Origin of the sequence: Streptomyces sp. NBC_01463 (assembly GCA_036227345.1) — a bacterium.
GTDB lineage: Bacteria > Actinomycetota > Actinomycetes > Streptomycetales > Streptomycetaceae > Streptomyces.
This window is the reverse complement of record CP109468.1, coordinates 1,813,053-1,836,729: the sequence shown is the minus strand read 5'-3', so window position 1 is coordinate 1,836,729 and position 23,677 is coordinate 1,813,053. Positions and strand designations below refer to the sequence as shown.

At 70.7% G+C, this 23,677-nt stretch carries 22 protein-coding genes; 10 read left to right on the top strand and 12 right to left on the bottom strand.

Annotated elements, in window-relative coordinates; translation table 11 throughout:
• Window positions 1–21 precede the first annotated feature (21 nt).
• Complete coding sequence (locus OG521_08025) at window positions 22–864, bottom strand: helix-turn-helix transcriptional regulator (GenBank protein ID WUW20741.1); 843 nt, start codon at window positions 862–864, stop codon at window positions 22–24.
• Between the two features lie 130 nt (window positions 865–994).
• On the opposite strand from OG521_08025, the gene OG521_08020 reads away from it, so the two are divergent.
• Both OG521_08020 and OG521_08015 read left to right on the top strand, forming a co-directional pair.
• A complete protein-coding gene (locus tag OG521_08020; protein ID WUW20740.1) occupies window positions 995–2,671 on the top strand; it encodes an AMP-binding protein in 1,677 nt (558 codons plus the stop codon).
• Window positions 2,668–4,275, top strand: coding sequence for an AMP-binding protein (locus OG521_08015; protein WUW20739.1), 1,608 nt, complete (start codon window positions 2,668–2,670; stop codon window positions 4,273–4,275). The genes OG521_08020 and OG521_08015 overlap by 4 nt, the downstream gene beginning before the upstream one ends.
• Window positions 4,276–4,344: 69 nt before the next feature.
• On the opposite strand, the gene OG521_08010 is transcribed toward OG521_08015, so the two are convergent.
• The 3 genes from OG521_08010 to OG521_08000 all read right to left on the bottom strand — a co-directional run bounded on the left by OG521_08010 (window position 4,345) and on the right by OG521_08000 (window position 5,987).
• Window positions 4,345–4,524 carry a hypothetical protein gene (locus OG521_08010; protein ID WUW26607.1) on the bottom strand — a complete coding sequence of 60 codons (180 nt, stop codon included), beginning with the start codon at window positions 4,522–4,524 and terminating at the stop codon, window positions 4,345–4,347.
• 157 nt (window positions 4,525–4,681) lie between these two features.
• The gene (locus OG521_08005; protein WUW20738.1) at window positions 4,682–5,218 is read right to left on the bottom strand and encodes a GNAT family N-acetyltransferase; all 537 of its coding nucleotides are present in this window, start codon (window positions 5,216–5,218) and stop codon (window positions 4,682–4,684) included.
• A 46-nt stretch (window positions 5,219–5,264) separates the two neighbouring features.
• Window positions 5,265–5,987 carry a hypothetical protein gene (locus tag OG521_08000; GenBank protein ID WUW20737.1) on the bottom strand — a complete coding sequence of 241 codons (723 nt, stop codon included), beginning with the start codon at window positions 5,985–5,987 and terminating at the stop codon, window positions 5,265–5,267.
• 295 nt (window positions 5,988–6,282) lie between these two features.
• Here OG521_08000 and gcl point away from each other — a divergent pair, with 295 nt between their 5' ends.
• On the top strand, window positions 6,283–8,058 hold the full coding sequence (gene gcl, locus OG521_07995; protein ID WUW20736.1) for a glyoxylate carboligase: 1,776 nt from the start codon (window positions 6,283–6,285) through the stop codon (window positions 8,056–8,058).
• Between the two features lie 531 nt (window positions 8,059–8,589).
• Here gcl and OG521_07990 read toward each other — a convergent pair.
• The 8 genes from OG521_07990 to OG521_07955 all read right to left on the bottom strand — a co-directional run bounded on the left by OG521_07990 (window position 8,590) and on the right by OG521_07955 (window position 18,509).
• Window positions 8,590–10,047, bottom strand: coding sequence for a catalase (locus OG521_07990; GenBank protein WUW20735.1), 1,458 nt, complete (start codon window positions 10,045–10,047; stop codon window positions 8,590–8,592).
• A 269-nt stretch (window positions 10,048–10,316) separates the two neighbouring features.
• Window positions 10,317–11,216, bottom strand: coding sequence for a 2-hydroxy-3-oxopropionate reductase (locus OG521_07985; GenBank protein WUW20734.1), 900 nt, complete (start codon window positions 11,214–11,216; stop codon window positions 10,317–10,319).
• Window positions 11,217–11,260: 44 nt separating this feature from the next.
• Complete coding sequence (locus tag OG521_07980) at window positions 11,261–12,103, bottom strand: TIM barrel protein (GenBank protein ID WUW20733.1); 843 nt, start codon at window positions 12,101–12,103, stop codon at window positions 11,261–11,263.
• 170 nt (window positions 12,104–12,273) lie between these two features.
• Window positions 12,274–13,716 (bottom strand): hydrolase, encoded by a 1,443-nt coding sequence (locus OG521_07975; GenBank protein ID WUW20732.1) that lies wholly within the window; start codon window positions 13,714–13,716, stop codon window positions 12,274–12,276.
• A gap of 40 nt (window positions 13,717–13,756) precedes the next feature.
• A complete protein-coding gene (locus tag OG521_07970) occupies window positions 13,757–15,349 on the bottom strand; it encodes a beta-N-acetylhexosaminidase (protein ID WUW20731.1) in 1,593 nt (530 codons plus the stop codon).
• Between the two features lie 30 nt (window positions 15,350–15,379).
• Complete coding sequence (locus tag OG521_07965) at window positions 15,380–16,219, bottom strand: carbohydrate ABC transporter permease (GenBank protein ID WUW20730.1); 840 nt, start codon at window positions 16,217–16,219, stop codon at window positions 15,380–15,382.
• Window positions 16,219–17,199, bottom strand: a complete 981-nt coding sequence (locus tag OG521_07960; protein ID WUW20729.1) for a sugar ABC transporter permease — start codon at window positions 17,197–17,199, stop codon at window positions 16,219–16,221. The genes OG521_07965 and OG521_07960 overlap by 1 nt, the downstream gene beginning before the upstream one ends.
• A gap of 41 nt (window positions 17,200–17,240) precedes the next feature.
• A complete protein-coding gene (locus tag OG521_07955) occupies window positions 17,241–18,509 on the bottom strand; it encodes an extracellular solute-binding protein (protein ID WUW20728.1) in 1,269 nt (422 codons plus the stop codon).
• Window positions 18,510–18,767: 258 nt separating this feature from the next.
• On the opposite strand from OG521_07955, the gene OG521_07950 reads away from it, so the two are divergent.
• The 7 genes from OG521_07950 to pucL all read left to right on the top strand — a co-directional run bounded on the left by OG521_07950 (window position 18,768) and on the right by pucL (window position 23,672).
• Window positions 18,768–19,607, top strand: coding sequence for a GntR family transcriptional regulator (locus tag OG521_07950; GenBank protein WUW20727.1), 840 nt, complete (start codon window positions 18,768–18,770; stop codon window positions 19,605–19,607).
• Window positions 19,608–19,762: 155 nt separating this feature from the next.
• On the top strand, window positions 19,763–20,935 hold the full coding sequence (locus OG521_07945; protein ID WUW20726.1) for a lactonase family protein: 1,173 nt from the start codon (window positions 19,763–19,765) through the stop codon (window positions 20,933–20,935).
• A gap of 72 nt (window positions 20,936–21,007) precedes the next feature.
• Window positions 21,008–21,259, top strand: a complete 252-nt coding sequence (locus tag OG521_07940) for a hypothetical protein (GenBank protein ID WUW20725.1) — start codon at window positions 21,008–21,010, stop codon at window positions 21,257–21,259.
• Window positions 21,256–21,633, top strand: a complete 378-nt coding sequence (locus OG521_07935) for a helix-turn-helix domain-containing protein (GenBank protein WUW20724.1) — start codon at window positions 21,256–21,258, stop codon at window positions 21,631–21,633. Before OG521_07940 ends, OG521_07935 begins: the two co-directional genes overlap by 4 nt.
• Window positions 21,634–21,809: 176 nt before the next feature.
• Entirely contained in the window at window positions 21,810–22,319 is a 510-nt protein-coding gene (uraD, locus tag OG521_07930; GenBank protein WUW20723.1) for a 2-oxo-4-hydroxy-4-carboxy-5-ureidoimidazoline decarboxylase, read from the top strand.
• A 29-nt stretch (window positions 22,320–22,348) separates the two neighbouring features.
• On the top strand, window positions 22,349–22,741 hold the full coding sequence (uraH, locus tag OG521_07925) for a hydroxyisourate hydrolase (GenBank protein ID WUW20722.1): 393 nt from the start codon (window positions 22,349–22,351) through the stop codon (window positions 22,739–22,741).
• A 7-nt stretch (window positions 22,742–22,748) separates the two neighbouring features.
• Window positions 22,749–23,672 carry a urate oxidase gene (pucL, locus tag OG521_07920; protein ID WUW20721.1) on the top strand — a complete coding sequence of 308 codons (924 nt, stop codon included), beginning with the start codon at window positions 22,749–22,751 and terminating at the stop codon, window positions 23,670–23,672.
• Window positions 23,673–23,677: the final 5 nt, after the last annotated feature.

Sequence of the window (23,677 nt, the reverse complement as noted above, 5' to 3'; positions counted from 1 at the left end):
CGCCCCACCCGTGACCCGCGACTACGGCAGCAGCCCCGCCCGCCGGGCCGCGACGACGGCCTCCAGCCGGGTGTGCGCACCGAGCTTGCGCATCGCGGAGCGCAGATAGCCCTTCACGGTCTCCGGCCGCAGCCCCAGCCGGTCCGCCGCCACCGCGTTCGTGGCGCCCGCCGCCACACACGCGAGGACGTCCAGCTCACGCGGGGCGATCTGGACCCCGCGGTCCCGGGGCACCCGCGCACCGGCCGCCGCGGCGAGCCGCCCGCACACCGCGAGCAGCTCGTCGCGCAACGCCGGATCGACGACCTTCGGCGCCAGGGCGCGCAGCTCGCGGTGCGCCTCCCGGACGTCCTCCCACGCCCCGGGCACGGCCCTGGGGTCGGTGACCTCCTCCCGGGTCACGGCGAGCAGTTGCTGCACCTCGTCCCGGACGGCCAGGGCCTGCTCCACGTCCCGGGCCGCGGCGACCGCCGCGTCGAACGTGCGGTCCCCGAGCGTGAGCGGCTCACGCAGCGCCCCGTACAGCACGCCCCGGACCTTGCGGCGGACGACGACGGGCACGGCGACCACCGAGCGCAGGCCCTCCGCCGCCACGGCCGTGTCGTACTCGTGGCTGATGTGGCGCGAGGAGTGGTAGTCGGTCACCGCGCACGGCCGGGACAGGGCGATCGACTTGCCGCCGAGACCGCTGCCGGCCGAGATCACGAGGCCGCGCAGGGCCGTGGTGTGCGCCCCGTTCAGCTCGGCGATCCTGGCGTGCCGGGTGTCGGAGAGCAGTCCCCCGAACGCCACGGGCAGCCCGCTCGTCCGGCGCAGCCGCAGCAGCGCCGCTTGCATCTCGACCGCATCGACCGATTCCGGCACGCTGACGCCTCTCCGCCCGGCTCCGCGGAACACGGCATTCCCCGCATCACCCCCGTTCGGGGGTGGTGAGAGCTGGGTCACTGTTTACATCATGTTAAGAGACCGGTCCGGTCCGCAATGAGGAGGGCACATGTCGGCATCCAGTGCGACGGAGACGTTCCGGGCCGCCCGGGACTTCCTGCTGCAGCACCGCGAGGACTACACCGCGGCCTACGAGGGCTTCCGCTGGCCCCGGAGCGCCCACTTCAACTGGGCGCTCGACTGGTTCGACGTCATCGCGGAGAACAACGACCGCACCGCCCTGCACATCGTGGAGGAGGACGGCGGGCGCACCGAGGTGTCCTTCGCCCGGATGTCCGCCCGCTCGAACCAGGCCGCGAACTGGCTCCGCGCCCAGGGCGTACGGGAGGGCGACCGCATCCTCGTGATGCTCGGCAACCAGACCGAGCTCTGGGAGACCGCCCTGGCCGCGATGAAACTGCGGGCCGTCGTCATCCCCGCGACCCCGCTGCTGGGCCCCGCCGACCTGCGGGACCGGGTCGAGCGCGGCCGGGTCCGGCACGTCCTGGTCCGGGACACCGACACCGCCAAGTTCGACGAGGTGCCCGGCCGCTACACCCGGATCTCGGTCGGCGCCGAGACCGACGGCTGGCTCTCCTACTCCGGGGCCGACGAGCAGCCGGAGACCTTCACCGCGGACCGCGAGACCGACGCCGACGAACCCCTGATGCTCTACTTCACCTCGGGCACCACCGCCAGCCCGAAGCTCGTCGAGCACACCCATGTCTCCTACCCCGTGGGCCACTTGTCGACGATGTACTGGATCGGGCTCAAGCCCGGCGACGTCCACCTCAACATCTCGTCGCCCGGCTGGGCCAAGCACGCCTGGTCCAACCTCTTCGCCCCGTGGAGCGCCGAGGCGACGGTCTTCATCTTCAACTACACCCGCTTCGACGCCGGCCGGCTCATGACCGAGATGGAGCGCTCGGGCATCACCAGCTTCTGCGCCCCGCCCACCGTGTGGCGCATGCTCATCCAGGCAGACCTGTCCCAGCTGAAGACCCCGCCGCGCGAGGTCGTCGCGGCCGGCGAACCGCTCAACCCCGAGGTCATCGAGACCGTCAGGCGCGCCTGGGGCGTCACCATCCGCGACGGCTTCGGCCAGACGGAGACCGCCGTGCAGGTCGCGAACACCCCCGGCCAGGTGCTGAAGACCGGTTCGATGGGCCGCCCCAGCCCCGGCTTCCAGGTGGTCCTGCTGGACCCCGTCAGCGGCGAGCCCGGCGCGGTCGAGGGCGAGATCTCGCTCGACCTGTCCGGCCACCCGGTCGGTCTGATGACCGGCTACCACGGCGATCCGGAACGCACCGCCGAGGCCATGGCGGGCGGCTACTACCGCACCGGCGACATCGGATCCCTCGACGAGGACGGCTACATCACCTACGTCGGCCGCGCCGACGACGTCTTCAAGGCCTCCGACTACAAGATCTCGCCCTTCGAGCTGGAGAGCGCCCTGCTGGAGCACGAGGCCGTCGCCGAGGCGGCTGTCGTACCGGCCCCCGACCCGGTGCGGCTCGCCGTCCCGAAGGCGTACGTCGTGCTCGCCGAAGGCTGGGAGCCGGGACCGGACACCGCCAAGGTGCTCTTCGCCCACTCCCGGGCCGTGCTCGCCCCGTACAAACGGGTCCGCAGGCTGGAGTTCGCCGAGCTGCCCAAGACCGTCTCGGGGAAGATCCGCCGCATCGAGCTCCGCGAGCGCACCGCCCGGGGCACCGGCACCGAGTACAGCGAGGGGGACCTGACATGACCGAGCCGTCCTACGCCCACGGCACCGGCACCACCCCGCTCCTCGGCGACACCATCGGCCGCAACCTCGACCGGGCGGTCCAGGCGTACCCGGACCGCGAGGCGCTCGTCGACGTGCCGTCCGGGCGGCGCTGGACGTACGCGGAGTTCGGCGCGGACGTCGGGGAACTGGCCCGCGCGCTGATGGCATCGGGCGTGGCCAAGGGCGACCGGGTCGGCATCTGGGCGGTCAACTGCCCCGAGTGGGTGCTCGTCCAGTACGCCACGGCGCGCATCGGCGCCGTGATGGTCAACATCAACCCCGCCTACCGGGCGCACGAGCTGGAGTACGTGCTCAAGCAGGCCGGGATCTCGCTGCTGGTCGCCTCGCTCGCGCACCGCACCAGCGACTACCGCGCCCTGGTCGACCAGGTCCGGGCCGACTGCCCCGCCCTGCGGGCCGTCCACTACATCGGCGACCGCTCCTGGGACGAGCTGCTCGCCGCCGCCGGACCGGTGACCGCCGCCGAACTCGACGCCCGCGAGGCCGGGTTGTCCTGCGACGACCCGATCAACATCCAGTACACCTCCGGCACCACCGGCTTCCCCAAGGGAGCCACCCTCTCCCACCACAACATCCTCAACAACGGCTACTTCGTGGGCGAGCTGGTCGCGTACACGGAACAGGACCGGGTCTGCCTGCCGGTGCCCTTCTACCACTGCTTCGGCATGGTCATGGGCAACCTCGGCATCACCTCGCACGGCGCCTGCATCGTGATCCCGGCCCCCGCCTTCGAACCCGCCGCGGTGCTCGCCGCCGTCCAGCGGGAACGCTGCACCTCGCTGTACGGCGTCCCCACCATGTTCATCGCGGAGCTGAACCTCCCCGCCTTCGCCTCGTACGACCTCTCCTCGCTGCGCACCGGCATCATGGCCGGATCGCCCTGCCCGGTCGAGGTGATGAAGCGGGTCGTCGCCGAGATGCACATGGACGAGGTGTCCATCTGCTACGGCATGACGGAGACCTCACCCGTCTCCACCCAGACCCGCCGCGACGACGACCTGGAGCGCCGTACCGGCACCGCCGGCCGGGTGCTTCCGCACCTGGAGGTCAAGGTCGTCGACCCGGCGACGGGGGTGACGCTGGAGCGCGGCACCTCGGGCGAACTGTGCACCCGTGGCTACAGCGTGATGCTCGGTTACTGGGACCAGCCGGAGCGGACCGCGGAGGTCATCGACGCGGGGCGCTGGATGCACACCGGGGACCTCGCGGTGATGCGCGAGGACGGCTACGTGCAGATCGTCGGCCGGATCAAGGACGTGATCATCCGCGGTGGCGAGAACGTGTACCCGCGGGAGGTCGAGGAGTTCCTCTACCGGCACCCCAAGATCGCGGACGTGCAGGTGGTGGGGGTGGCGGACGAGCGGTACGGCGAGGAGATCCTGGCCTGCGTGATCCCGGCCGACCCCGCGGACCCGCCGAGCCTGGAGGAGGTCCGGGCGTTCTGCCATGAGCAGCTCGCGCACTACAAGGTCCCGCGCCTGCTGCGGATCATGGAGACGTTCCCGATGACGGTCAGCGGCAAGGTCCGGAAGATCGAACTGCGGGAGACCTACGCCCGGTAGGCGAAGATCCCCCGCGGGGAACGAGCGAGAGGTCCGGCGAGGACGAAGGAGACGGGCGCCGGGGCGCTGTCAGGCGGCTTCGATGATGTCGCCGGCGGTGCCCTGGGTCGCGGCCGCCCACTCGATCAGCAGGACCTCGTACGCGGCGGACTCGGTCGGGGACCAGTCCTGGCCGGCGCGCGCGTCCACGAGTGCGCGGATGGCCTCGTTCGCCGAGACGGCCGCGGGGTGGGCCGGCTGGGCGGGAATGCTGTGCGACGCGGAGACGGTCGCGGATGCTGCGGGTGCCACAGGTGTCGGGGGTGGAGAAAGCCGTGGAGTTAAGACCATGCGCCCCACTCTAGGCCCCGCCACTGACAAGGGACCGAACATCTGTGGCCCCTGGCTCGAACGTGACCGATACCACTCACTGTGGCCGGACGGTTTCTGTGAGGTGCGGCACGTCGCGGCGCATACAGACCCGCGGCCACCGGTCCAGGCCGTGCTGCGCCTCCTCGGCGCGAATCCTGCGCAGCCCGTCGGTGAGCCCTGAATCCGTCAGCACCTGGAAGCCGAGCCGGGTGTAGTACGGGGCGTTCCACGGGACCTGCGAGAACGTCGTCAGGGTCAGCGAGGTCAGCCCTTCGCGCGCGGCCCAGCGGTCTACGTGGTCGATGAGCGCGCTGCCCAGTCCGCGCCGGGCAGCCGACGGATGGACGGAGACCTGCTCGATGTGGGCGGCGCCGTCGACCGGATCGGCGATCAGATAGCCGAGCGGCCGGTCGTCGGGGCCGGCGGCCACCCAGGCCCGGCCGGCCCCGCGGTAGCCGTCCAGGAGCTCCAGGGGCGGTGGGTCGTCGTCGGCCACGCAGTTCATGCCGAGGGTGCGGAAGGGTTCGCCTGCGGCGCGCTCGATGTCCTGGAGCAGCGGAAGATCCGAGCGGCGGGCGGGACGGATACGCATAGCTCAGTATGCCGCGCTCCGCCCGTCCCGGGGCGGGCCGGTGGGGTCAGGCGCCGGTGCTGATCAGCTCGTTCGCCGGGCTGTTCACCGGCTGCGGGGTGCCGGTGAGGTCCATGACGAACAGCGGGATGCCGAGTCCGTCGGCCCGCTCCCTGGCGTCCCGCGCGTAGCCCGCGAGCGAGAAGAACACGCTCGCCACCGAGGCGCTGAGCGCGTTGAGCCACAGGCATTCGACGTCGCGCAGGCTGGTCGGGCGGGTGGTGGAGTCGACCTGGGCGATCAGCCCGGCCGCCCGCAGGTCGATCCGGGACGCGGGGCGTTCGGCGGGCTGCACGACCTCGCGGTAGCCCAGCCACTTCAGGTAGAGGGCGGCGGCGGCGACCGCGTCGCGCGCGGTGCGGATCGTCAGCGGCCGGAACGCCGGCCGCGGCACCGCCGCGGTCCGCGGCAGCGGTATGTGTGCCGGGCGCACCGGCCGGGACGCCGGTCCGGCCGCGCGGCCGGACGCCGTCACGGGGCGGACCGGGATGCGCAGCACGGCCCCGCACGGGCAGCACAGCTCGGGCTGCGGCCACTGGTCGTGCCGGCCGCAGCCGCGGCAGCGCACGGTCACCCAGTCGTCGTTCCAGGTGCGGTGGGTGATCGGCACGACCGGGGCGCCGCGCAGCAGCGGCGGGGCCGTCGGGGCGCCGCAGGGGCACGGGTAGACGGGCGTGACGTACGCGTGGTCGCGGCGGCAGGCCGGGCACCGTACCGGCACTGACTCCACCTCGGACTCCTTCCGGCCCACCGGGATGCGGCCGCCCCTGTTCACCGGGCCGACTCCGCTCCGTACCCCCATGCTCCACCAAGAGCGAGGCCAGGGGGAGCGACTTGGGGTACTTCGGGGTTTCCCCTCCGCTTGTTCCGCCCCCGGGACCGCCTCTCTTGACGGCTGTCCGGCCGCACTTTAGATTTGCTTCCGTATAGCAGAATCAATTTTCCGCAATACGGAATTGGTGCTCTCAGGTGGCGCGACAGAGCCCGACTCCTCCAGGTTCGAGCAGGAGCACTCAATGCCTCGTATGACCGCTGCCCGAGCGGCAGTTGAGATCCTCAAGCGCGAAGGCGTCAGCAACGCGTTCGGTGTGCCGGGCGCGGCGATCAACCCCTTCTACGCGGCCCTCAAGGCCGCCGGCGGGGTTCATCACACGCTCGCCCGCCACGTCGAGGGCGCCTCCCACATGGCGGAGGGCTACACCCGGGCCACCCCCGGGAACATCGGCGTCTGCATCGGTACGTCCGGCCCGGCCGGCACCGACATGATCACCGGCCTGTACTCGGCCATCGCGGACTCGATCCCGATCCTGTGCATCACCGGCCAGGCGCCCACCGCGGCCCTCCACAAGGAGGACTTCCAGGCCGTCGACATCTCGTCGATCGCCAAGCCGGTCACCAAGGCGGCCACCACCGTGCTGGAGGCCGCGCAGGTCCCCGGCGTCTTCCAGCAGGCCTTCCACCTGATGCGCACCGGCCGTCCCGGCCCGGTCCTCATCGACCTGCCGATCGACGTGCAGCTCACCGAGATCGAGTTCGACCCGGAGCTGTACGAGCCGCTGCCGGTGCACAAGCCCGCCGCGAGCCGCAAGCAGATCGAACGCGCCGTGGAGATGCTGAACGCCTCCGAGCGGCCGCTGCTGGTCGCGGGCGGCGGCATCCTCAACGCCGACGCCTCGGACCTCCTGGTGGAGTTCGCCGAGCTGACCGGCGTCCCGGTCGTCCCGACCCTGATGGGCTGGGGCATCATCGCCGACGACCACGAGCTGAACGCCGGCATGGTGGGCCTGCAGACCTCGCACCGCTACGGCAACGCGACGTTCCTGGAGTCCGACTTCGTCCTCGGCATCGGCAACCGCTGGGCCAACCGTCACACCGGCAAGCTCGACGTCTACACCCAGGGCCGTAAGTTCGTCCACGTCGACATCGAGCCCACACAGCTGGGCAAGATCTTCGCCCCCGACCTCGGCATCGCCTCCGACGCCAAGGCCGCGCTGGAGCTGTTCGTCGAGGTGGCGCGCGAGCTGAAGGACGCCGGCAAGCTGAAGGACCGCTCGCAGTGGGCCGCGTCCGCGCAGGAGCGCAAGGCGAAGCTCCAGCGCCGTACGCACTTCGACAACGTGCCGCTGAAGCCGCAGCGGGTGTACGAGGAGATGAACCGGGCGTTCGGCCCGGAGACCCGCTACGTCACCACGATCGGCCTCTCCCAGATCGCGGGCGCGCAGATGCTGCACGTCTACCGGCCGCGCCACTGGATCAACGCCGGTCAGGCGGGCCCGCTCGGCTGGACCATCCCGGCCGCGCTGGGTGTCGCCACGGCCGACCCCGAGGGCTCGGTCGTCGCCCTGTCCGGTGACTACGACTTCCAGTTCATGCTGGAGGAGCTCGCGGTCGGTGCGCAGCACCGCATCCCGTACGTGCACGTCCTGGTGAACAACTCCTACCTGGGGCTGATCCGCCAGGCGCAGCGCAACTTCGACATCGACTTCCAGGTCAACCTGGAGTTCGAGAACATCAACTCCCCGGAGCTGGGCGTCTACGGCGTGGACCACGTCAAGGTCGTCGAGGGCCTGGGCTGCAAGGCGATCCGGGTCACCGAGCCGGACCAGCTGCTGCCGGCCTTCGAGGAGGCCAAGAAGCTGGCGGCGGAGTTCCGGGTGCCGGTGGTGGTCGAGGCGATCCTGGAGCGGGTCACGAACATCTCGATGAGCGGTTCGGACATCGCGTCGGTCAACGAGTTCGAGGACATCGCCTCGGACCCGTCCCACGCCCCGACGGCGATCCGCCCGTTCACGTCGGCCTGACCCCCCGGGCCCACGGCCCCGGCCCCCGTCTCCCGTTCAACGGGGGGCGGGGGCCGGGTCGTTGTGCGTCAGGGTGTGCCGAGGTGAGGGCGTCCTCAATCGCCGGACGGGCTCGGATGTGCGCCCGCCCTGGCAACCCCAGCCCGTCCGGCGTTTGAGGACGGAACCCTCAGGGTGGGGGTCCGGAACCGGGAAGGGCCGGCTTCGGGCAACCCCAGCCCGTCCGGCGTTTGAGGACGGAAGCGGGCGCCCCGGACATCCGCGAACGTGAAAGGGCGTGGAGTACGGGACCGTAATCCGTACTCCACGCCCGGTTCGGGGAAAGACAAGGGAAGAAAGACAGGGGCCGCGGCGGGGCGCGAAGGGGGCGGCAGGTGCGGGCTCCTTCAGGTCAGGAACCGGCACCGCCACCCACACCACCGCACTGGCATCACGCCACCGCCACGGCCTCGTCCTGCCCGCGCCCCGCGCAACCCCTCATCCGGGTGGGCGCGACGGCGCGGGCAGGGCTTGGGGGCCCAACGGGAGGGGTCAGTCCTCGCGCAGGGCGCGGACGGCCTCCTCCACGCGCTTGCCGTACTCGGCGTCCGCGGCGTGGAAGTGGGCGAGGTTCTTCTCGATCACGTCGTCCCGGGTGACCTGCGACAGGCCGCCCGCGATGTTGGCGATCAGCCGGCCCTGCTCGTCGTCCGACATCAGCCGGTACAGCTCACCGGCCTGGAAGAAGTCGTCGTCCTTGGTGTGGGCGGGCGCCTCGTGCGTGCCGGTCCAGCCCTGGACGGCGATCGGCGCGGAGAACGCGGCGTCCGTCTGGGCCGGTCCCGCGTACGAGTTGGGCTCGTAGTTCTTGTCGTGGCGGGCGCCGTTGCGCGTGGCGTGCAGCCCGTCGCGGCTGTAGTTGTCGACGACGGCGGTGCGCGGCGCGTTCACCGGCAGGTGGGTGTGGTTGACGCCCAGCCGGTAGCGGTGCGCGTCCGCGTAGGCGAACAGCCGGCCCTGGAGCATCTTGTCCGGGGACGGACCGATGCCGGGCACGAAGTTGTTCGGGGAGAACGCGGCCTGCTCCACCTCGGCGAAGACGTTGTCCGGGTTGCGGTCCAGGACGAGCCGGCCGACCCGCTGGAGCGGGTAGTCGCTGTGCGGCCACACCTTGGTGAGGTCGAACGGGTTGAAGCGGTAGTCCGCGGCCTCGGCGGCCGGCATGACCTGCACGTACAGCGTCCAGGACGGGTTCACCCCGCGCTCGATCGCCTGGAGCAGGTCCGTCTGGTGGGAGCTGGCGTCCTTGCCGACGAGCTCGGCGGCCTGCTCGGCGGAGAGGGAGCGCACGCCCTGGTTCGTCTTGAAGTGGTACTTGACGAAGAAGGCCTCGCCGGCGGCGTTCGTCCACTGGTAGGTGTGCGAGCCGTAGCCGTTCATGTGACGGTACGAGGCGGGGATGCCGCGGTCGCCCATCAGCCAGGTCACCTGGTGCGTCGCCTCGGGCGCGTGCGCCCAGAAGTCCCAGACGTTGTCCGCTTCCTGACGGCCCGTGAACGGGTCGCGCTTCTGGGAGTGGATGAAGTCGGGGAACTTGATCGGGTCCTTGATGAAGAACACCGGGGTGTTGTTGCCGACGAGGTCGTAATTGCCGTCGTTCGTGTAGAACTTGAGCGCGAAGCCGCGCGGGTCGCGCACCGCGTCCGCACCGCCGAGCGAGTCGGCGACCGTGGAGAACCGGATGAACGTCTCGGTGCGGCGGCCGACCTCGGAGAGGAAGTCGGCGCGGGTGAAGCCGGTGACGTCGTCGGTCACCTCGAAGTAGCCGTACGCGCCGGAGCCCCGTGCGTGCACCACGCGCTCCGGGATGCGCTCCCGGTTGAAGCGGGCGAGCTTCTCCAGGAGGTGACCGTCCTGGAGGAGGATCGGGCCGCCGGCGCCGGCGGTGGCGGAGTTCTGGTTGTCGGCGACCGGGGCGCCGGACTCGGTCGTAAGCACGCGCTGCGTCATGGTGTCGGGGCGACCTTCCGTACGGGAGCTGCTGAACTGCGACGGCCTGGGGGCTCCAGGAGCGTAAGTACGCTCCGAACCTGACGTCAACAGTTTGTTGAAATTCTTGGCGAAGGTGGTGCGTGAAGGGGTGTTCCGGACGGCGCCGGCGCCTGGGCGCGACAGGACAGGTGTCAGCGCCGACGCCGCCCGGAAGTCTGTGGGGCCGGGGGATACGCACCCGGCGGGGTGGTGCCGGCCGGGCCCGCGACGGGGCCCGGCCGCGTCGGTCAGTCCTGGACGGGCTGACCGGAGAGACGCTCGACCGAGCGCAGCAGCGCCGAGTGGTCCAGGCCGCCGTCGCCCTGGGCGCGCAGCGAGGCGACGAGCTGGGCGACGACACCGCCGACGGGCAGTGCGGCACCGACGTTGCGGGCGGCGTCCGTGACGATGCCCATGTCCTTGTGGTGCAGATCGATCCGGAAGCCGGGAGCGAAGTTCCGGTTCAGGAAGTTGTCCTTCTTGCGGGTCAGCACGGTCGAGCCGGCCAGTCCGCCGTTGAGGACGTCGAGCGCGGCGGCGAGGTCCACCCCGGACTTCTCCAGGAAGACGACGGCCTCGGCGCAGGCCTGGATGTTGACGGCGACGATCAGCTGGTTGGCCGCCTTCACCGTCTGGCCCGAGCCGTGCGGACCGCAGAGCACGATGGTCTTGCCCAGCGCGTCGAGCACCGGCTTGGCGGCGTCGAAGTCGGCCCGCTCGCCACCGACCATGATCGACAGCACGGCCTCGATGGCGCCCGCCTCACCGCCGGACACGGGGGCGTCCAGGACGCGGATGCCCTTCTCGGCGGCGTTCTTCGCGAGGTCCACGGAGGTCTGCGGGGTGATCGAGGACATGTCGATCAGCAGCGCGCCGCGCTTCGCGTTCTCCAGGATGCCCTCGGAGCCGTACGCGATCGCCTCGACCTGCGGGGAGGCGGGCACCATCGTGATGACCACGTCCGCGTCCTTGACCGCTTCGGCGATCGAGGAGGCGCCGGTGCCGCCGGCCGCGGCCAGCCGGTCGACCTTGTCCTGCTCCAGGGTGTAACCGGTGACGTCGTAACCGGCCTTGATCAGGTTCTCGGACATGGGCGAACCCATGATGCCGAGCCCGATCCACGCAACCTTGGGGAGGTTGTTGCTCATGAGGGTGCCTTCCGATAAACGTGTGTGCGAGTGACGGTCCGCCGCTACCGGCGGGCGGCCCGTGCGGTGGCCGGGAGCCACTCGAAGGACTCGGCGCTCGGCCGGTCGCCCGGCTTGTACTCCAGGCCGACCCAGCCGTCGTAACCGGCCTTCGTCAGCTCGTCGAGGAGCTGCTCCAGCGGGAGCGAGCCGGTGCCGGGTGCGCCGCGGCCCGGGTTGTCCGCGATCTGGACGTGACCGGTCCTGTCGGCGTAGGCGCCGATGACCTGGCTGAGGTCCTCGCCGTTCATCGACAGGTGGTACAGGTCCAGCAGGAACTTCGCGTTGCCGAGGCCCGTCGCCGCGTTGATCCGGTCGACGACCTCGATCCCGGCCGGTGCGCTCACCAGCGGGTAGCGCGGGGACTCCGGCGCGTTCAGGGTCTCGATCAGCAGGACCGCCCCGATCCGGTCGGCCGCGTGGGCGGCGGTGACCAGGTTCTCCAGGGCGAGTGCGTCCTGCTCGGCGGGGTCGGCACCGTCGACCCGGTTGCCGTAGAGCGCGTTGAGCGCCCTGCAGCCGACCGAGGCGGCGAAGCCGGCCGCCACCTCGATGTTGGCCCGGAAGCGGTCCGACTCCGTGCCGGGCACGGAGAGCGCGCCGCGGTCGGGGCCGGGCAGCTGTCCGGCGTAGAAGTTCAGCCCCACCAACTGGGTGCCCGCGTCGTCGAGCGCCTTCTTCAGCGCGTCGAGTTCGGCCTGCGGAGGGGTGGGGGTCTCGATCCATGGCCACCACAGCTCGACCGCCGTGAAGCCCGCCGCGGCGGCTGCCGCGGGTCGCTCCAGGAGCGGGAGTTCCGTGAAGAGGATCGAAAGGTTCACATCGAAGCGCTGGTCCGGGTAGCCCATGAGGGTTTCGGCGCTCCTTCCGTATTGCGGAAGTTAGTTTCTGCTTAACGGAAGATTGCCCGGAGGGTGGGGGCGATGTCAAGGGGGTGCCCGGAAATCGGACCCCGGACATGACGAAGGCGGGGCGGAGGGCCATCGCCCTCCGCCCCGCCCGCCGTACCGCTACCGGCTCACCCGGCAGGAACCGTGTCCTGGAACGTCGTCCCCGCCGTGCGGAACGCGCTCACCTTGGCGCTGACCTGCGCCGGGGTGAGAACCTGGTCCTTCACGTGCAGGACGTAGTCCACCTGCTGGTCGTACGAGCGCGGCGTCGTGCTCGTCTGGCCGGCCAGGTCGATCAGCCACTGGTTGAAGTTGATCGACATGCCCCGCTCCGGCAGATACGCCGCCCCGTGGGTGCCGAACAGCTGACCGTCGATGTAGTAGGTGATCGCGCTGCCGTCGATCGTCACGACCAGGTCGTGCCAGCCCGCGTAGCTCTGCCGGGACTCGGTGTGCGCGTTGACCGCCTCCCAGGGGTCGGGCCGGTAGGTCTCCCACGAGGTCGTGTAGAGGATGTTGCCGCTCTCGCCCCAGCCGCCGTTCGGCAGGTACTCGAAGTCGTACTCCGCGTAGTCGTCCGCCATCGGCGCCTTGAGGTCGTTGATGGTGAAGAACGTCTGGACGAGGTGGTCGCCGTCGGGGCCGGAGACCGGCGCGTCGTTGAACTTCACCCGGGCCGCATAGGTGCCGTTGCGGAACTTCATCGACTGGGTCAGGATCTCGGTCTGCTTCGTCGACTCACCGCTGCCCGCGGTCGACGTCTCCAGGTTCATCACCGAGTTCCCGCTCTGGGCGGCGAACGTCACGTTCTCCGGTGCCCAGGTGGCGCCGGGCACCCCCGGTCCGCCGGAGTTCGAGCGGACGCTCCAGCCGTGCGCGGCGATCTGCGGGTCGGTGTGCCCGCTGTAGTTGAAGTCGTCGAAGAGCGTGGGCGCGCCCTCCGGCGGATCGGTCGGATCCGTCGGGTCGGTCGGATCCGTGGGGTCGGTCGGGTCATTGCCCTCCGGGGCCCGGCCCCAGACCGTGGCGCCGCCGAGCTGCGCGGTCACCTTCGACCAGTCTCCGTACGCCGTCCGGCCCGCGTCGAAGGAGTAGTCGTCGCTCTGCAGCAGCGTCTGCCAGCTCGACCGGTAGAAGCGCAGCTGCATGTCTCCGGTGTCGGCCCCCGGTGCGAGCGATCCCGCGCCGGCCGTGAAGCCGATCTCCAGATAGCGGTCGGCGGTGGCGGTCGGGGAGGCGAGCGTGCCGAACGTCCCGGTGATGTTCCCGCAGCCCTTCACCGCCCAGGAGCAGGCGAACCGGTAGGCATCGCCCGCCGCCTCGCCCTTGAAGTAGTAGCGGACCTTGACGGCACTGAGCTGCACGGCCGCGCTGCCCGTGTTGCGCACCTTCAGCCAGGGCTCGCTCTGGTCGGCCGTGGCCCCGGACGCACTGGTGCGGTACTGCACGGCGAGCGGTCCGTCGGCGGCGCTCGCCGATGACGGGACGGCGGCCAGTGCCGTACAGCCCAGTGCCAGGGTGGCAGCGGCCGAGGCCGCCGCACGGATCCGGGTCTTCGTGATCGACTTCATGAACCTGTTCCTCTCCGGAACGGTCGTGGGGGAGTGGTTCCTACCGAGGTGGCGCTGTTCCTGGGGCAGCGGTCTGGAGCGACCGCGGGTTCAGGGGGCGGTAGCCGACGCCGAGGGCGTCGAGCCGTGCCGTGTGCCGGCCGAGGCGGCTCAGGAAGCCGGGCCAGTCGCTGCGCCCGCCCGACCAGGCACGGTCAGCGAGGGCGCACAGCCGCGGATACGTCAGGTACTCGATCTGCTCCGGCGTGCTCGCGTACTCGGTCCACAGCTGGGCCTGGGTGCCCAGCACCCGGCCCGCGTCCGCCGCCTCCCAGCCGTCCGGTACCGGCCGGTTGCCGTGGACGGCCCGCAGACCGACGGGCGGTCCCGGCTGCGCGGCCGGTTCGCCGGGATCGGCGGACTGGGCGTAGTCGAGGTACGTGGCCCGGTGGTGCGCGGTGACCACCTGGTGGCCGCGGCGGGCGGCGGCGAGCGCGTGGGCCGGGTCGCGCCAGGTCATCACCGTGAATTCGGGAGGCAGTTCGGTGCCCGTCTCGGCCCAGCCGACCGGACGCCTGCCCTGCTCGGCGAGGAACGACCCGATCCGGCCCATGAACCAGCCGTGCAGTGCCCGGGCGTCGGGCAGCCCCTCGGCCGCGGCCCGCGCCAGCGCCGCCGGGCTCGTCTCCCACTCGGTGGTCGGGCACTCCTCGCCGCCGATGTGGATGTACGGGGACGGGAAGACGTCCATGACCTCCTCCAGCACCGTCCGGCAGAAGTCGAAGACCTCCTCGTGGACGCCGAACACGGTGTCGCAGACACCCCAGCGGGTCCACACGTCCAGCCGCCGCGACGGATCGTTGCCCAGCTCGGGGTGGGCGGCCAGGGCCGCCCGCACATGGCCCGGCATCTCGATCTCCGGCACCACCCGCACCCCGCGCGCCGCCGCGTACCGGACCAGGTCCCGCAGTTCCTGCCGGGTGTACGCCCCCGAGTGCGCGATCCCGTCATAGGTCTCGTCGCCGCGCCCGGGCGGGCCGGACATCGACTGCCGGCGATGACCGCCGATCCCGGTCAGCCGGGGATAGGCGGCGACGGGCATCCGCCATCCCTGGTCGTCCGTGAGGTGGAGGTGGAGCGTGTTGAGTTTGTGCAGCGCCATCAGGTCCACGTACCGGCGCAGGTACGACACCGGCTGGAAGTGCCGGGCGACATCCAGCATCGAGCCGCGCCACGGGTACGCGGGCACGTCGCTGATCTCGACACAGGGCAGCATCCAGGGCGCTGCCCGCTGCGCCGTGCCCGAAAGGGCCTCCGCGGGCAGCAGCTGACGGATCGTCTGGACGCCCCTGAGCAGGCCCGGCAGCCGCGCGGCCCGCAGCAGCAGGGCGTCCGGGCCGATGGTCAGCCCGTACCCCTCCTCGCCGAGGCCGCCCAGCTGCGGGTCGAGGGCCAGCACGATGCGGCCTTCGGCGGAGAGGGCCAGGGGCAGGCCCGTGGCGGGTGCGAGCAGGGTGCGCAGCAGGTCGGCGGCGCCCTCCGCTCCGGGATAGGCCCGCACCGAGGTGTCCTGGTCGAGGGTGAACCGGCCGGGGCGGGCCGAGACCTTGCGGGGGCGGGGGACGAGGGACTGTTCGGGGCGTGATGCGGGCACGAGGAGCCTCCGGGTTCGGATCTCGGGCGGTCAGCCCTTGACGGCGCCGGCCGCGAAGCCGGAGGTGACATGGCGCTGGAGCAGCAGGAAGACGACCAGCGCGGGCAGGGCGAAGAGGGTCGAGGCGGCCATGGTGGCGCCCCAGTCGGTGCCGAAGGTGTTCTGGAACGACGACAGCCAGACCGGCAGCGTGCGGCTGTCCTGGTGCTTGATGATCAGGAAGTTGGCGTACGCGAACTCGTTCCAGGCGGTGATGAAGCCGAACAGCGAGGTCGCCATCAGCCCCGGTGCGAGCAGCGGCAGCGCCACCCGCCGGAAGGCACCGGTCCTGGTGCAGCCGTCGACCTGCGCGGCCTCCTCCAGCTCCGGCGGGATGGTGGCGATGAAGCCGCGCAGCACCACGATCGAGAACGGCAGCGTGACCATGAAGTAGACGAGCGTGAGCGTCGGCAGCCGGTCGAGCATGTCCGTGTCGCGGGAGATGATGTAGATCGGGATGATCAGCGACTCCCAGGGCGCCATCTGCGCGACGAAGACCATGAGCATGAACTGCCGGCGCCCCTTCCAGCGCATCCGGGCCACCGCGTAGGCGGAGCCGATGGCGACGAGCAGGGCCAGCAGGATCGAGCTGAGCGTCACCAGGATGCTGTTGCGCCAGAACAGTTCGAAGCCGTCGGCCTGCACGGCCGTGCGGAAGTGGTCGAGCGTCCAGGTGTGCGGGAAGAGCTTCGGGTCGGCGGACTGGATGTCCCGCGACGGTTTGAACGCGGTCGAGATCATCCAGTAGACGGGGAACAGACAGACCAGGACGGTCAGTACGGCGGCGGCGTTCAGCGGGAGCCGCCGGGCTCTCGGGCGCAGCAGGGTCATCAGGACTCGTCCTCCTGTCGGAACATCTGGCGGAAGTAGAGGACGAGGACCCCGGACATCAGGACCACGGTGAGCATCGAGGCGGCCGAACCCAGGTCGTAGCGCTGCCCGGCGAGCGCCTTCTGCACCGCGTACACCGGCAGGATCGTCGTGGCGTCGCCCGGGCCCCCGCGGGTCATCACCCAGATCTGGACGAACGCCTTGAACGTCCAGATCACTTCGAGCGAGAACACCAGCAGGAAGATCGGCCGGAGCATCGGGAAGGTGACGGAGCGGAAGATCCGGGAGCCGGACGCCCCGTCCAGCCGGGCCGACTCGTAGAGCTCCGCCGGGACCGTGGTGAGCGCCGAGTAGAGCGTGATCGCCGCGAACGGCACCGACTGCCAGACGATCAGCAGGACCAGGATCGAGAAGGCCGCGGTGCCGTGCGCGAACCACGGGTAGCGGTCGAAGGAGGAGAAGCCCGCCTCGGTCAGCAGCCGGTTGACGATGCCGAACTCGGAGTGGAACAGCCACTGGAAGACCGTGGTGGCCGCGACCACCGGCATCGCCCACGCCAGCACCAGCGAACTGAGCACCGCCGCGCGGCCGAACCGGCCCAGCCGCTCGGTCATCAGCGCGACCAGGGTGGCGATCACCATGATCAGGACCACGTTGACCGCCATGAACAGGAAGGTGCGCCGCACCACCTCCCAGAACCGCGGGTCGGACAGTAGCGTCCGGTAGTTGCGCAGTCCGACGAACTCCGCGTCGCCCACGATCAGCTGGCGCAGCCTGAAGTCCTGGAGCGAGATGAGCACGGCCCGCAGGAGCGGGTAGAGCAGCAGGTAGATCATCCCGCCGACTGCGGGTGCGATCAGGATGTACGGCCACAGGCCGCGCGGCTCCCCGGACCGCCGCCGGCGCGGCGGTGCCGGCGTGCCGGCCGCCGGGCGGCGCAGGCGGCTGGGGGGTGCGGTCCGTTCCCGGATGACCGACACGGCACGCCTCCTCTCGGTGTTCGGGCGGATGGACGGAGGGATCAGGACGTGGTGTTCATGGCCCGGGTGATGTCGGCGGAGGCCTTGGCGGCCTCCTTCGCCGGGTCGCCGCCGGTCAGGACGGCCGCCATGTAGTCCTTGATCGGGTTCTCCGCCTCGACGGCCGCCCAGCCGGGCGTGTTGGGCGTCGCGTGCCCGTTCGCCGCGCCGACCGCCATCGCGGCCGCCCCCGGATCGCCCGCCACCGCCGAGGCGAGCGACGTCCGGTTCGGTACGTAGCTCATGGCCACGGCCAGCTTCTTCTGCCAGGCGTCACCGGTGAGCTCCTTGATGAAGGTCAGTGCCGCCTCCTGCTTGCCGGACGCGGTGGGGATGACCAGGTCGGAGCCGCCGGTGAAGACGGCGCCCGGGGTGTCCGCGCTCTTGCCCGGGATCGCGAAGAAGCCGAGCTTCCCCTTCAGCTCCGGGTTCTTCTCCATGACGACGTTGGCGCCGCCCGGGGTGGAGATCACCTGGGCCACCTTCCCCTGGGCCATCACGTCGGCCTGGGGAGGGGAGTCCTCGTCGGAGTCCTTCGGCCCCTTGCCGAGCGCCTGGAGCTTTCCGTAGAACTCCAGCCCGCGCAGTGCCTCCGGGGTGTCCAGCGCGCCCTTCCACTTCCCGCCCGACTCGGTGGCGAGGTCGCCGCCCTCGTCCCAGACGAAGCCGGCCAGCGCGTACCACATCTGCCCGGGCAGGTAGATGCCCTGCGTGCCCCCCTTGTTGAGCTTGCCGGTGGCCTCGATCCACTGGTCGCGCGTCTTGATCGCGGACGCGTCGACCCCCGCCTTCTTGAACAGGTCGGTGCGGTAGATGACGACACGGTTGGCCGCGTAGTACGGGATGCCGTACTGCTTCCCCTCGTACGCCCCCGGCTCGGCGAGGCCCTTCAGCCAGTCCTTGCCGTTCAGCTCGTCGACCTTGTCGCTGAGGTCGAGCAGGCCGCCGCTCTGTGCGAACTGGGCGACCTGGGTGTTGCCGCTCTCGATCACGTCCGGGGCGTCGTTGCTGGCCAGCGCGGCGGTGATCTTCTCGCCGATGCCGTCCCACTCCTGGATCTGCACCCGGACCCCGATCTTGGGGTGGGCGGCCTCGAAGCCCTTCACGAACTCCTTCTGGAACTCGGCGGAGACGCTGTCGCGCATCAGCCACACGTCGATGTCCGTCCGCCCGTCGCCGGACGTGCCGGCCGAGTCGGGGGAGGAGCTGCAAGCACTGAGAACGGCGGCCATCACGAGCGCGGACCCACCGGCAAGCAAGCGGTACTTCACGGTTCACCTCTGGGAGACAGGACCTGACCACCTGACCAGTGAAGCCCACTGGACAGCTCACCTCTTGATGGTGGATGAAGGTGGCATAGACCAATGAGGCCGTCAACCCCCTTGGTGGTTACGGGTTTTAGTGATCTCACGGAAATGTGGACCGGGATGTTTGCCTGGAGTGCGGTTACACTTCCCTTGACCAGTAGCCGAGTTGGTTCCACTGGTTGCTCAACTGGTAAGTCAGGGAAAGGTCGGGAGGGGCAGCGCATGGACGCCGACGCATCGGGGACGGTGCTCAAACGGGAACGGGCCCGCGACGCCGTACTGGAGCTGATCGAGTCGCGCCGCCCGGGTGACGCCATCCCGTCGGAGCGCGCCCTGTGCGCCACCCTCGGCGTCTCCCGGCCCACGCTGCGCGCCGCGATCGACGAGCTGGTGGCCGCGGGCCTCCTGGTGCGCGAGCACGGCCGCGGCATGTTCGTCGCACCCGCGAAGATCACCCAGGAGCTGGTCTCGGCCGACCTCGCCCTGTCGGTCCCGCAGGCGGCGGGGGCCTGGTCGAGCCGGCTGCTGGAGTTCACCACCCTCCAGGCCGGCGCCCGGGTCGGCCGCAAGCTGCGCATGTCACCGGCGGCGGAGATCGTGTACGTCGCCCGGCTGCGGCTCGTCGACGGCGCCCCGATGGCCATCGAGCACCTGCACATCAGGGCCGAGATGGTGCCCGGCCTGTCGGCCCAGGAGCTGGAGAGCGGTGACCTGTACGAGCATCTGCGCGAGCGCCACGACGTCCACGTCCACGAGGCGGTCCAGGCGATCGAGCCCACCGTCGTGACCCGCGCCGAGGCCCGCCTGCTCGACGTCCCGGAGCTCTCCCCGGCCCTGCTCTTCGAGCGGCTGACCTCGGACACCACCGGCTGTCCCGTGGAGTACGTGCACTCGCTCTACCGCGGCGACCGCTACCGGATCGTCTCCCGGCTGGCCCTCGGTCCGGCTGCCGCCGTGGAGCCCGTCGAGGGCGGCCACCACCCCGGCATCCCGCCCGGGGACTTCGCCCACCGGGACCCGATCACCTCCTCCACCCGCGGCGACATCCAGTCCGGCGGCTGACCGCCGGTGCCGCGGCCCCGCACGGAACCCGCCCCGCGCAGCGCTTCGCCGCCGTTGCGCCCTGCGCAATGGCCGGTGCGTCTCTTGCGCGGGTCATCGGGGAAGGCCACTGTGGCTGACACATCCGACGTCACCGACCCCACGAGGTGCCTCGCATGACCACCCCCACCAGCCGCCGCACCGTCCTCGGCGCCCTCCTGGCGGGCGGCGCGCTCGCCGCCGCCCCCGGCCTGCCCCGGGCCGGACGCCGCGCCGCCCCGGCGCCGCACCCCGGGACCCACGGGGCGCTCCGGACCGGGACGCTCTTCCTGGGCACGTACACCTCGACCAGTCCGGGCGGCACCGGCATCGGCGTCGCCGCGTACGACCCGGTGGCGGGGAGCATCACCGCCCGCACGGTCGTCACCGGCGTCGAGAACCCCTCGTACCTCGCGCTGCACCCCACCGGCAGCACGCTGTACGCGGTCGACGAGCAGAGCGACGGCGGGGTCACGGCCGTCGCGCTCGCCGACGACGGCACCTTCCGGGTGCTGGGGACACGGTCCACCGGGGGCGCCGGTCCCTGCCACCTCTCGGTCCACCCGGGCGGACAGTGGCTGCTCAGCGCCAACTACACCTCCGGCAGCGTCGCCGTGCACCCCCTGGCCGCCGACGGTTCGGTGGGGGAGCGCACGGACCTGGTCGCCCACACCGCGCCCGCTCCCGGACCGGGCCAGGACGGCCCGCACGCCCACCAGATCATCACCGCCCCCGGCGGCGGACACGTCCTCGCCGTCGACCTGGGCAACGACACGGTGTACACGTACCGGCTCGACGAGGACCGCGGCACCCTGGAGCAGCTCTCGTACGCCGCACTGCGCCCCGGTGCGGGCCCGCGCCACCTCACCTTCCATCCGGACGGCCGCCACGCCTACCTCGCCTGCGAGCTCGACAACACCGTCGTCGTCTGCGGTTACGACCCCGCCACCGGCGTCCTGACCCCCGGCACCCCGCAGTCCACCGGGACCGGCGAGGGCACCAGCTACCCCGCCCAGCTCCTGGTCACCGGGGACGGCCGCTTCGCCTACCTGGCCAACCGCGGGCACAACAGCCTCACCCGGTACGCCGTCGAGGACGGCGGGGCCGCGCTGCGGCTGCTGGACACCGTGCCGGTCGGCGGTGACTTCCCCCGGCACACCGCCTTCTCCCCGGACGGCTCGCTGCTCTTCGCCGCCAACCAGCGGTCCGGGACCGTCACGGTCTTCCGGGCCGACGCGGACACCGGCGCCCTGAGCGCGGCCGGGACCCCCTTCGCCGCCCCGGCTGCGGTCTGCGTGCTGCCGCTGTAGAGCGCGCGCGGGTTAGGGTCGTGCCCGAGCCGCGGGTCGCCCCGGACGCGGTGCGAGCATGAGGGAGAGACAGTGCGCCTGAGAGTGGAGTTCACCACCGAGCCCTTCGATCTCGACGAGGCACCGGCCCACGCGGTCGTGGCCCGCGAGGTCATCCAGTCCGCGGAACTGGACGCGGTCGACGTCGGCCCCTTCGGCAACACGGCGGAGGGCGGCGCCGACGAGGTGCTCACCGCGGTGGACTCCCTGCTGCGCAAGGCCCTGGCATCCGGTGCCACCCGGGTCTCGCTCCAGGTCAACGTCATCGGGGAGGACCCGAAGTGACCGCTCCCGCGGACCACCCGCTGGTCACCGCCGTCAAGCCGCTCGTCGACGCCATGGGCGCCGAGCTGCTCGGACCCGACCAGGCGCAGGCCGACGACGTCGTCCTGGCCTGGGAGGGCGAGGACGTCATAGCGGTCCGTCTGCCGCAGCTCTCGGACTCGCTGGACCACATCCTGGCCGCGATGGAGCGCCGGCACGGCAAACCGCTCGCCGAGCTGGACCGCAAGGCCAAACAGGAGGCGGTGCGGCTGCTGGAGGCACGCGGTGCCTTCTCGGTGCGGCACGGCGTCGAGACGGTGGCGGGGGCCCTGGGGGTCAGCCGGTTCACCGTCTACAACTACCTGAACAGGGAAAACGGCGCCAAGGGCGAGTAGTTGGACCCATGGGTAGATGTAAACGGCACATGAACGTGCGAGCCGTCGTCCGGATCACCGGGCGACGGCTTTTTACATGAACGGAATTTCAACAAAGTGTTGACGTGGTGTTGTGGAGGGCGTTAGCTATCCGCAGCCCGACCAACGCACAGCGAAAAACAGCCACGGAGGCTCCCGTGACTTCGAGCTCCACGCCGGGCCTCGCCCGGTTCAACACCCTGGCGGACGACGAGGCGGCCACCGCGCTGCACGAGGTCTGTGCCAGTGCGGCCTGGGGAAGAGCGATCCTCTCCCGTCGCCCGTACGCCACCGCGGACGCCCTGTTCTCCGCGAGCGACACCGCCACGGCGGCGCTCGACGCGCAGGACCTGGCCGAAGCGATGGCCGGTCACCCGCCGATCGGCCGCCCGAAGCCCGGGGACCCGACCTCCTCCCGCGAACAGCGGGGGATGGCCGGCGCCACCGAGGAGCTCAAGGCCGAGATGCTCGAACTCAACCTGGCCTACCAGGAGCGGTTCGGACACGTCTTCCTGATCTGCGCCACCGGTGCCACCGGTGAACAGATGCGCGACGCGGTGAAGTCCCGGACCGGGAACACGCCCGAGCAGGAGCGCGCCATCGTGCGCACCGAACTGGGCAAGATCAACCGCATCCGTCTCACCCGTCTCGTCACGGACGACTCGTAAGAACTCGTCACAGAAGGAGAGTGAAGGTCTTGAGCACCTTCGCCACCGCATCGGTGTCCACCCACATCCTGGACACCAGCATCGGCCGCCCCGCCGCAGCCGTCGCCATCTCGCTCGCCGCCCGCTCCGGCGGCGACGCGCCGTGGGTGACGCTCGGCGGATCCGCGACCGATGCGGACGGGCGCTGCAAGGACCTGCCGGCCCTGCCGGAAGGCACCACCCACGTACGGCTCGACTTCGAGACCGAGCAGTACTTCACAGCCAAGAAGCAAGCCGAGGCGCAGCAGGACGCCCCCCGCGTAAGGGACAGCGGTGCGTTTTTCCCCGAGGTGACGATCACGTTCGCCGTCACCCCGGGCGAGCACTATCACGTACCGCTGCTGCTCAACCCGTTCGGCTACTCCGTATACCGAGGGAGCTAGCAGACACATGCCCACGATTCTCGGCCAGAACCAGTACGGCAAAGCAGAGAACCGCGTCGTCAAGATCACGCGGGACGGCGACACCCACCACATCAAGGACCTGAACGTCTCGGTCGCGCTCTCCGGCGACATGGACGACGTCCACTACTCCGGCTCCAACGCGAACGTCCTGCCCACGGACACCACCAAGAACACGGTGTTCGCGTTCGCCAAGGAGTACGGCATCGAGTCCGCCGAGCAGTTCGGCATCCACCTCGCCCGTCACTTCGTGACGACGCAGGAGCCGATCAAGGTCGCCCGCATCCGCATCCAGGAGTACTCCTGGGAGCGCATCGCGACCTCGGACAACAGCTCCAGGTTCATCGGATCGGACGAGGTCAACCACTCCTTCGCCCGCAAGGGCCAGGAACTGCGCACCACGCAGATCACCTACGACGGTGAGAAGTGGGAGATCATCTCCGGCCTGAAGGACCTCACGGTCATGAACTCCACCAACTCGGAGTTCTGGGGCTACGTCAAGGACAAGTACACGACGCTCAAGGAGGCGTACGACCGCATCCTGTGCACCGACGTCGCCGCCGCCTGGCGCTACAACTGGACCAGCGACGACGACCGGATGCCCAACTGGGAGAAGTCGTACGAGCAGGCCAAGAAGCACATCCTCCAGGCCTTCGCCGAGACGTACTCGCTCTCGCTCCAGCAGACCCTCTACCAGATGGGTTCGCGGGTCATCAACAGCCGCAGCGAGATCGACGAGATCCGCTTCTCGCTCCCGAACAACCACCACTTCCTGGTGGACCTGGAGCCGTTCGGCCTCAAGAACGACAACGAGGTCTACTTCGCGGCCGACCGTCCGTACGGGCTCATCGAGGCCACCGTACTGCGCGACGGCATCGAGCCGCAGATCCCGGTCGACATGACCAACCTCTGACGCGG

What these genes read in the sequence shown, in the direction of transcription:
- OG521_08020 (WUW20740.1), top strand. Translation starts at nt 995, where the DNA reads ATGTCGGCATCCAGTGCGACGGAGACGTTCCGGGCCGCCCGGGACTTC.
- OG521_08015 (WUW20739.1), top strand. Translation starts at nt 2,668, where the DNA reads ATGACCGAGCCGTCCTACGCCCACGGCACCGGCACCACCCCGCTCCTC.
- OG521_08005 (WUW20738.1), bottom strand. Translation starts at nt 5,218, where the DNA reads ATGCGTATCCGTCCCGCCCGCCGCTCGGATCTTCCGCTGCTCCAGGAC.
- gcl (WUW20736.1), top strand. Translation starts at nt 6,283, where the DNA reads ATGACCGCTGCCCGAGCGGCAGTTGAGATCCTCAAGCGCGAAGGCGTC.
- OG521_07990 (WUW20735.1), bottom strand. Translation starts at nt 10,047, where the DNA reads ATGACGCAGCGCGTGCTTACGACCGAGTCCGGCGCCCCGGTCGCCGAC.
- OG521_07985 (WUW20734.1), bottom strand. Translation starts at nt 11,216, where the DNA reads ATGAGCAACAACCTCCCCAAGGTTGCGTGGATCGGGCTCGGCATCATG.
- OG521_07980 (WUW20733.1), bottom strand. Translation starts at nt 12,103, where the DNA reads ATGGGCTACCCGGACCAGCGCTTCGATGTGAACCTTTCGATCCTCTTC.
- OG521_07975 (WUW20732.1), bottom strand. Translation starts at nt 13,716, where the DNA reads ATGAAGTCGATCACGAAGACCCGGATCCGTGCGGCGGCCTCGGCCGCT.
- OG521_07965 (WUW20730.1), bottom strand. Translation starts at nt 16,219, where the DNA reads ATGACCCTGCTGCGCCCGAGAGCCCGGCGGCTCCCGCTGAACGCCGCC.
- OG521_07950 (WUW20727.1), top strand. Translation starts at nt 18,768, where the DNA reads ATGGACGCCGACGCATCGGGGACGGTGCTCAAACGGGAACGGGCCCGC.
- OG521_07945 (WUW20726.1), top strand. Translation starts at nt 19,763, where the DNA reads ATGACCACCCCCACCAGCCGCCGCACCGTCCTCGGCGCCCTCCTGGCG.
- pucL (WUW20721.1), top strand. Translation starts at nt 22,749, where the DNA reads ATGCCCACGATTCTCGGCCAGAACCAGTACGGCAAAGCAGAGAACCGC.